The 6,285-nt window shown below is 56.0% G+C and carries 6 protein-coding genes; all 6 read left to right on the forward strand.

The annotated features are described in order from the left end of the window. On the forward strand, nucleotides 1-1,532 hold a 1,532-nt coding region (locus ACREAY_RS08900), incomplete at its 5' end, for an elongator complex protein 3 (RefSeq protein ID WP_431755419.1). Further along, complete coding sequence (gene lysS / locus ACREAY_RS08905; protein WP_431755420.1) at nucleotides 1,533-3,149, forward strand: lysine--tRNA ligase; 1,617 nt, start codon at nucleotides 1,533-1,535, stop codon at nucleotides 3,147-3,149. 42 nt (nucleotides 3,150-3,191) lie between these two features. Next, nucleotides 3,192-3,611, forward strand: coding sequence for a hypothetical protein (locus ACREAY_RS08910; RefSeq protein ID WP_431755421.1), 420 nt, complete (start codon nucleotides 3,192-3,194; stop codon nucleotides 3,609-3,611). Nucleotides 3,612-3,648: 37 nt separating this feature from the next. Beyond that, nucleotides 3,649-4,293 (forward strand): HAD family hydrolase, encoded by a 645-nt coding sequence (locus tag ACREAY_RS08915; protein WP_431755422.1) that lies wholly within the window; start codon nucleotides 3,649-3,651, stop codon nucleotides 4,291-4,293. Beyond that, nucleotides 4,290-5,243 (forward strand): DHH family phosphoesterase, encoded by a 954-nt coding sequence (locus tag ACREAY_RS08920; RefSeq protein WP_431755423.1) that lies wholly within the window; start codon nucleotides 4,290-4,292, stop codon nucleotides 5,241-5,243. Before ACREAY_RS08915 ends, ACREAY_RS08920 begins: the two co-directional genes overlap by 4 nt. Before the next feature lie 220 nt (nucleotides 5,244-5,463). After that, on the forward strand, nucleotides 5,464-6,285 hold an 822-nt coding region (locus ACREAY_RS08925; protein WP_431755424.1), incomplete at its 3' end, for an FG-GAP repeat protein.

Raw genomic sequence — 6,285 nt, forward strand, 5'->3', positions numbered from 1 at the left:
GCCGGCTGGAGCAAGACGGCGGGCTGTCGGCTGCCGTCGTGCGCAGAATAGTTAGGGAAACCGCTGCAAGATACCGTCTTGCCACCGTGCCTGCAAACGAGGACATTATCAGCCGCCTTGCCAAGGCGAGCAGGTACCGCAAGCTCTTGATGGTCAAGCCGGCCAAGACGGCGTCCGGCGTCGCGGTAATAGCAGTCATGCCCAAGCCGTACGAGTGCCCGCACGGCCGGTGCATCTATTGCCCCGGCGGAATAGAGTTCAACACGCCGCTCTCCTACACCGGGACAGAGCCGGCGACAAGGGCTGCCCAGCAATTCAACTTCGAGCCTTACGACCAGGTCGAGTCAAAAATGAGACAGTTGCAGGCGCGCGGCCACGACACCGGCAAATCAGAGATAGTGATAGTCGGCGGCACTTTTCCGTTCATGCCATCTGCATACCAGCGCGGGTTTGCCAAGTCGTGCTATGACGCGCTTAACGGCTTTCCATCTGAAAGCCTGGAAGGCGCAATGGCCGCAAACGAAACTGCCGAGAACCGTTGCGTCGGGTTTACGGTAGAGACCAAGCCGGACTATTGCAAAGAGCCGCACGTCGACTTGATGCTGGAACTTGGAGTCACAAGGGTTGAGATAGGCGTCCAGTCGCTGCGAGACGAGGTCTACCGGCTCGTCAACCGCGGCCACGACCTGCAAGCCGTCAGGGACTCGTTCAGAGTCGCCCGCGACTCGGGCTATAAAATAGTCGCTCACATGATGCCGGGCCTGCCGGGGTCGACGCCGGAAAAGGACGTGGAGGATTTCCGCCGGCTGTTTCACGACGGCGATTTCAAGCCCGACATGCTCAAGGTATACCCGACCCTGGTGTTGGAGCACACCGGCCTCTACCAGCTGCACAGCGCCGGCAAGTACCGCGCGTATTCTGACAACGACCTCATCAACGTGATAGTGGAGATGAAAAAGATGGTGCCGCCCTATGTGCGCATCATGCGCGTCCAGCGCGAGATCGAGTCAAGGGACATTGTCGCCGGGCCAAAGAGTGGCAACCTGCGGCAAATAGTGCTTGCCCGGCTTCATGAACAGGGAATCAAATGCAGATGCATCAGGTGCAGGGAGGCGGGCCTGCAGAAAAAATACCCTGACGCCGGGGACGTTGAGATGAAGAGGCTCGATTATGACGCGTCGGGCGGCAAAGAGGTTTTCCTGTCATATGAAAGCGCTGACGGCCAGACCGTCCTTGGCTTTTTGCGCTTGAGAAAGGTCGCAAGGCCGCACCGGCCCGAGCTTGCCAACTCGGCCATAGTGCGCGAGCTCCATGTGTACGGCCAGGTGGTCAACGTCGGCTCTGCGACCGATGCTGGTTCATATCAACACCGGGGCTATGGAATGAAACTTATGCAAGAGGCTGAAAGGGTGGCAAGGGAAGAGCTGGGCGTGGGCAAAATCACAGTCATCAGCGCAGTGGGCACGAGGGAATACTATAAAAAACAACTGGGCTACAGCCAAGACGGTCCTTACGTGTCAAAGGTGCTATAGATGGAAGACGAAAAGATAATCGGCAGAGGCACGTGGCTTGACAAGGTCGCAGACACACTAGTAAAGCGGGAGCAAAAGCTTGGCCGGAAGCTCGACCTGATAAACGTGGAAAGCGGCCTCGGCGCTTCCGGAATCCCGCACATTGGCAGCATGGGCGACGCAGTGCGCGCCTACGGCATCGCGCTTGCGCTCCAGAACATGGGCTACAAGGCCGAACTGATGGCGTATTCTGACGACATGGACGGCCTGCGCAAGATACCAGCCGGCCTGCCCGAGTGGCTCCAGGATCACATTGCAAGGCCGGTCTCTGAAATCCCGGACCCGTTTGGCGACTGCCACGCGTCGTACGGCGCGCACATGAGCAGCCTGCTCCTTGACGGGCTGGACAGGACGGGAATAAAATACCGCTTCCAGAGCGGCAGGGATGCCTACAAGTCCGGCAAGCTGGTAAAGCAGATAGAGACAATATTGCAAAACCGTGACAGGCTGGGGACCAAAATTGCCGAGTTTGTCGGCCAGGACAAGTACGTCAGCGTCCTGCCTTATTTCCCAGTCTGCGCCAACTGCGGCCGCCTGTACACGGCAGTCGCAGAAAAGTACCTGCCGGAAGAAAAGAAGGTGCTGTACAGCTGCAAGGGGAGCAGGATCGGCAAGCAGGAGGTAAAGGGCTGCGGCCACTCTGGCGAATCTGACATTGCAAAGGGGGACGGCAAGCTGGCATGGAAGGTAGAGTTTGCGGCGCGGTGGCAGGCCTTTGACGTCCGGTTTGAGGCATACGGCAAGGACATCATGGACTCTGTCAGGGTGAATGACTGGGTCTGCGACGAGATCCTTGGCTGCCACCACCCTCTGCACGTAAAGTACGAGATGTTCCTCGACAAGTCGGGCAAAAAAATCAGCAAGTCGGCAGGCAACGTGCTGACGCCACAGATGTGGCTCAGGTACGGGACGCCCGAGTCGATACTGCTGTTGCTGTTCAAGCGCATCGCCGGCACGCACCACGTGGGCCTCGACGACGTGCCAACCCTGATGGACGAGTATGACTCTTACGAAGACCTCTACTTTGGCAAGGTAAAGGAAGACAACCTTGCAAAGTTGACCAAGATAAAGGGCATATACGAATACATCAACAAGCTGAGCCCGCCCAAGCAGCCCGGCGTGCACGCGCCTTATATCTTTCTGGCGCAGCAGGCGTCAATCTACCCAAAGGATCCGGACAGGCACGACAAGGTCTTTGCCCGGCTAGTAAAGTACGGCATGGCCAAGGAAAAGACGGAAGGCATTATGAAGAAAATAGCCCTTGCGTCAAACTGGGCAGACGACAACACCAGCGACGAAAAATTTGAAGTGCAACTGTCAGACGCGCAGAGAAAGGTGGTGACAGAGTTGCTTGGCGTCTTGCCCGGCTTTGCAGGAGTGGAAGAGACGCCTGAAAATGCCAAGGCGCTGCAGTCAAAGGTGTTCGATGTTGCGAGGGCAAACGGCACGGAGCCAAAGGAGCTGTTCACCATGCTGTACAGGATGTTCCTCAACACGGAGAAGGGGCCGAGGATCGGCAACTATTTCCTGGACCTTGGCGTCGAGCGGGTGTCAGCCGTCTTGAAGCGTTACCTCTAGGTTCCAAGCTGCTTATATATCGAAAATGGATCTGTAAATTAGTTGGTAAACCGCAGGCACATCGAGAGAGGCCCTGCAATCATAATCTCGGGGTCTTGCCTCGACTTTGAAAAAGAGAGGCTCAAGATAATGGACTTCATAGGCACGCTCGAGCTGGGCGCGCATGAAAAAGGCAACGTCGAGTGCTCGTCTGTCGGCAAAAAATACCTGGGATGGGACTTTTTCTACCTCTACTTCGACCCCGGCTTTGTCTCGATACTGCTTGACGTCTACCATGACATTGAAAAGCAGGAGGCCGGCACGATAGAAGACCGATTTGTCATCTGGCTTGACAAGCAGTTCAAAAAGAAAAAGCTGCGGTACAACTTGAAGCTTAGTGACGTCCCAAGCGAGCAGGTGCAGGGTTTCCGGCTCAACCCTGACAACTATCGCAACGATGACTGGATGGAAAGGATGCGCTGACACGGAATTTATAGTGCGCCTGCCAAACCCTGACGTCGTGAAGGGTGTAATCTTTGACCTGGACGGCGTGCTCGTCAACTCTATGCCGTCCCACATAAAGGCGTGGAGGCAGGCTTTTCAGGACATAGCCGGCATCGACGTCGAAAAAAAGGTGTTTTACGAGCTGGAAGGGATGCGCGGCATAGAGCTCGTCGAAAAGCTGCTAAAGGAGCGCAACGTTTCTGCAAAGGCTGGCAAAGTCGTCGAGGAAAAGGACGCGATTTTCAAGGAGATAAAGAGGCCGGCCGCGTTTCCCTGCGTAAAGGCAATGATCGAGGGCCTGGAGCAGGCAAAGGCGGTGGTGAGCGGCTCCAGCAAGCGCGACGTCGAATCCGTGCTTGAGGCAAGCATTGGCAAGGACCTCTTTGACGTCCTGGTAACTGCAGACGACGTGAAAAAGGGCAAGCCCGACCCCCTTGCCTTCAATACAGCTTTGAAGAAACTGCAGCTAAAGCCAGGCCAGGCAGTTGTGGTTGAAAACGCGCCCCTTGGAGTAAAGGCCGCAAACAGCGCCGGCATGCCGTGCTACGTCGCACTCAACAATACGCTCCTTTCCCGGAAGGATTTCGCCGGCCTGGTCCCAAAAGGCCGGGTGTTTGAAAAAACAAGTTCATTAAAGGGACTGCTGCAAAATGCGCAATGAAGGTCATCATTTTTTCCCACGAGTCTGACCTTGACGGGCTCTACTCTGCCGCAATAGGGCTTGTGCGGTACCCGCAGGCCATGACGGTGTTCCTCGGCTATGGCGCCGAGAATTTTCAAAAGATGGGCAACTTTATCTATTCTGCGACGCATTCTTCCAAAGAGCGCGGGCTTGTCATAATCGCGGACCTCGGGCTCAACGACGACACGATAGAAATCTGCAGGCAGATATTTGCAGATGCAGTGAGCAACGGCTGGAAGCTGATGTGGGTGGACCACCACCCCTGGTCGCAGGCCGCAATCGACATGGCCAGGCAACATGTGGAGCTGGTGCACGACGCTTCCGGCACAAAATGCGCGGCCGACCTGATGGCAGAAAAGCTGTTGCCCGAGAACGACCTTGCGTCCCGGCTCGCAGGCATGGCGCACACCATGGACTTTTTCACCAAGGACCAGTACCTCACGCCGATAACAGAGCTGATAAAATACTACCAGACATTTCCCGACTTTTACCACCGGCTCACCGACCTTGCGAGAAAGTCGGCAAAAGGCGTGCTGTGGGACGTAGAGATGCACGACGACTATGAAAAGTATGCCAGGCTGCGCGACGAGGCCAAGATCTCGGTGCTGTCTGCGATGCGGGTAAAGGAGGTGCAGGGCATCAAGGTTGCGTACGTGCCGACGTCGCCCTACCTGCAGAGCAGCCTCTTTTCTGAAGAGGTGTTTGCGATAACAGGCGCCGACCTTGCCATGTTTTACAGCGCCAAGGGCAAGGTGAGCATACGGAGGAGCAACAGCCGCGTGTCGTGCAGGGCTATTGCCGCAGGCCTACCAGAGGGCGGCGGCCACGACTATGCCGCCGGCGCGACCTTTAGCAGCGACCCCGCAGATTCGGCAGCAGTCGTGGCCGAGATGGAAGCGGCCGTAAGAAAGGCAATAGCCGGCAGCTAGCACCAGCGCGCGTTTCCAGTGGAACGACAAAAACGCGGGTAATTGTTAATTCTTTTATGGATATTCTGCGCATTTCATTGGCACTGTTCCGGTAGGTTGTTGCATGTCTTTTTAAATACAAGATCGATGCGCGATAGATATGAGAAGTAACATTCTCTCTAAAATACCGCTAACTCGTAAAAGAATCCAAGAAACTGCCGTATTCTTTTTATCCGCAATCATGCTTTTGGCGATATCGCTCCCCGCTAGCATTCCAAAGGCAGCGGCCGACACGCCAGAGACAGACTTTAACGGCGATGGCTATGCCGATCTGGCGATCGGAGTGCCGCTGGAAGACGTCAATGGCAAAGCAGATGCCGGCCTTGTAAACGTCATCCACGGTTCCGCATCTGGCCTCAGCGCTACCTCGACTCCTGATCAGAGATTCTTCCAGGACTACTCGGTCGCAGGTGATGCGTCCACCAACATCCGAGACTCGTCAGAAGCTGGCGACCACTTTGCAGCGGCAGTTGCAGCGGGTGATTTCAACAAGGATGGATATTCCGACCTGGTAATTGGAGTGCCCGGTGAAGACGTCGGTTCGATTGTAGACGCAGGCGCCGTCAACGTCATTTATGGTTCTGCGACTGGGCTGTCTCCAAACGTTCCTGTAGCAAACCAATTCTGGACGCAGGAAACCCCCGACGTAGAAGATAGCGCGGAAACAGGCGACGGGTTTGGTGCGTCACTTGCCACCGGCGATTTTAACAAAGATGGTTTTGCAGACCTTGCCATAGGCATTCCAAACGAAAGCATCAACGGCCACCCCGGCGCAGGTTCCGTAAACATCCTGTACGGCTCTTCATCAGGCCTGTCGGCTACTGCAACGCCAGACCAGCGGTTCTTCCAGGATAGCCCCGGACTGGCCGATTTTTCAGAGGATGACGATCATTATGGCGCGTCTGTCACAAGCGCCGACTTTAACGCCGACGGCTATTACGACCTTGCTGCCGGGGTGCCAAGTGAAGACCTCGGCGGCATACTAGATGTGGGTGCCGTCAGC

Origin of the sequence: Nitrososphaera sp., assembly GCF_050748925.1 — an archaeon.
GTDB lineage: Archaea > Thermoproteota > Nitrososphaeria > Nitrososphaerales > Nitrososphaeraceae > Nitrososphaera.

Bases quoted from the DNA above. Each gene is read 5' to 3' on its own strand.
- lysS (WP_431755420.1), top strand. From the start codon at position 1,533: ATGGAAGACGAAAAGATAATCGGCAGAGGCACGTGGCTTGACAAGGTC.
- ACREAY_RS08920 (WP_431755423.1), top strand. From the start codon at position 4,290: ATGAAGGTCATCATTTTTTCCCACGAGTCTGACCTTGACGGGCTCTAC.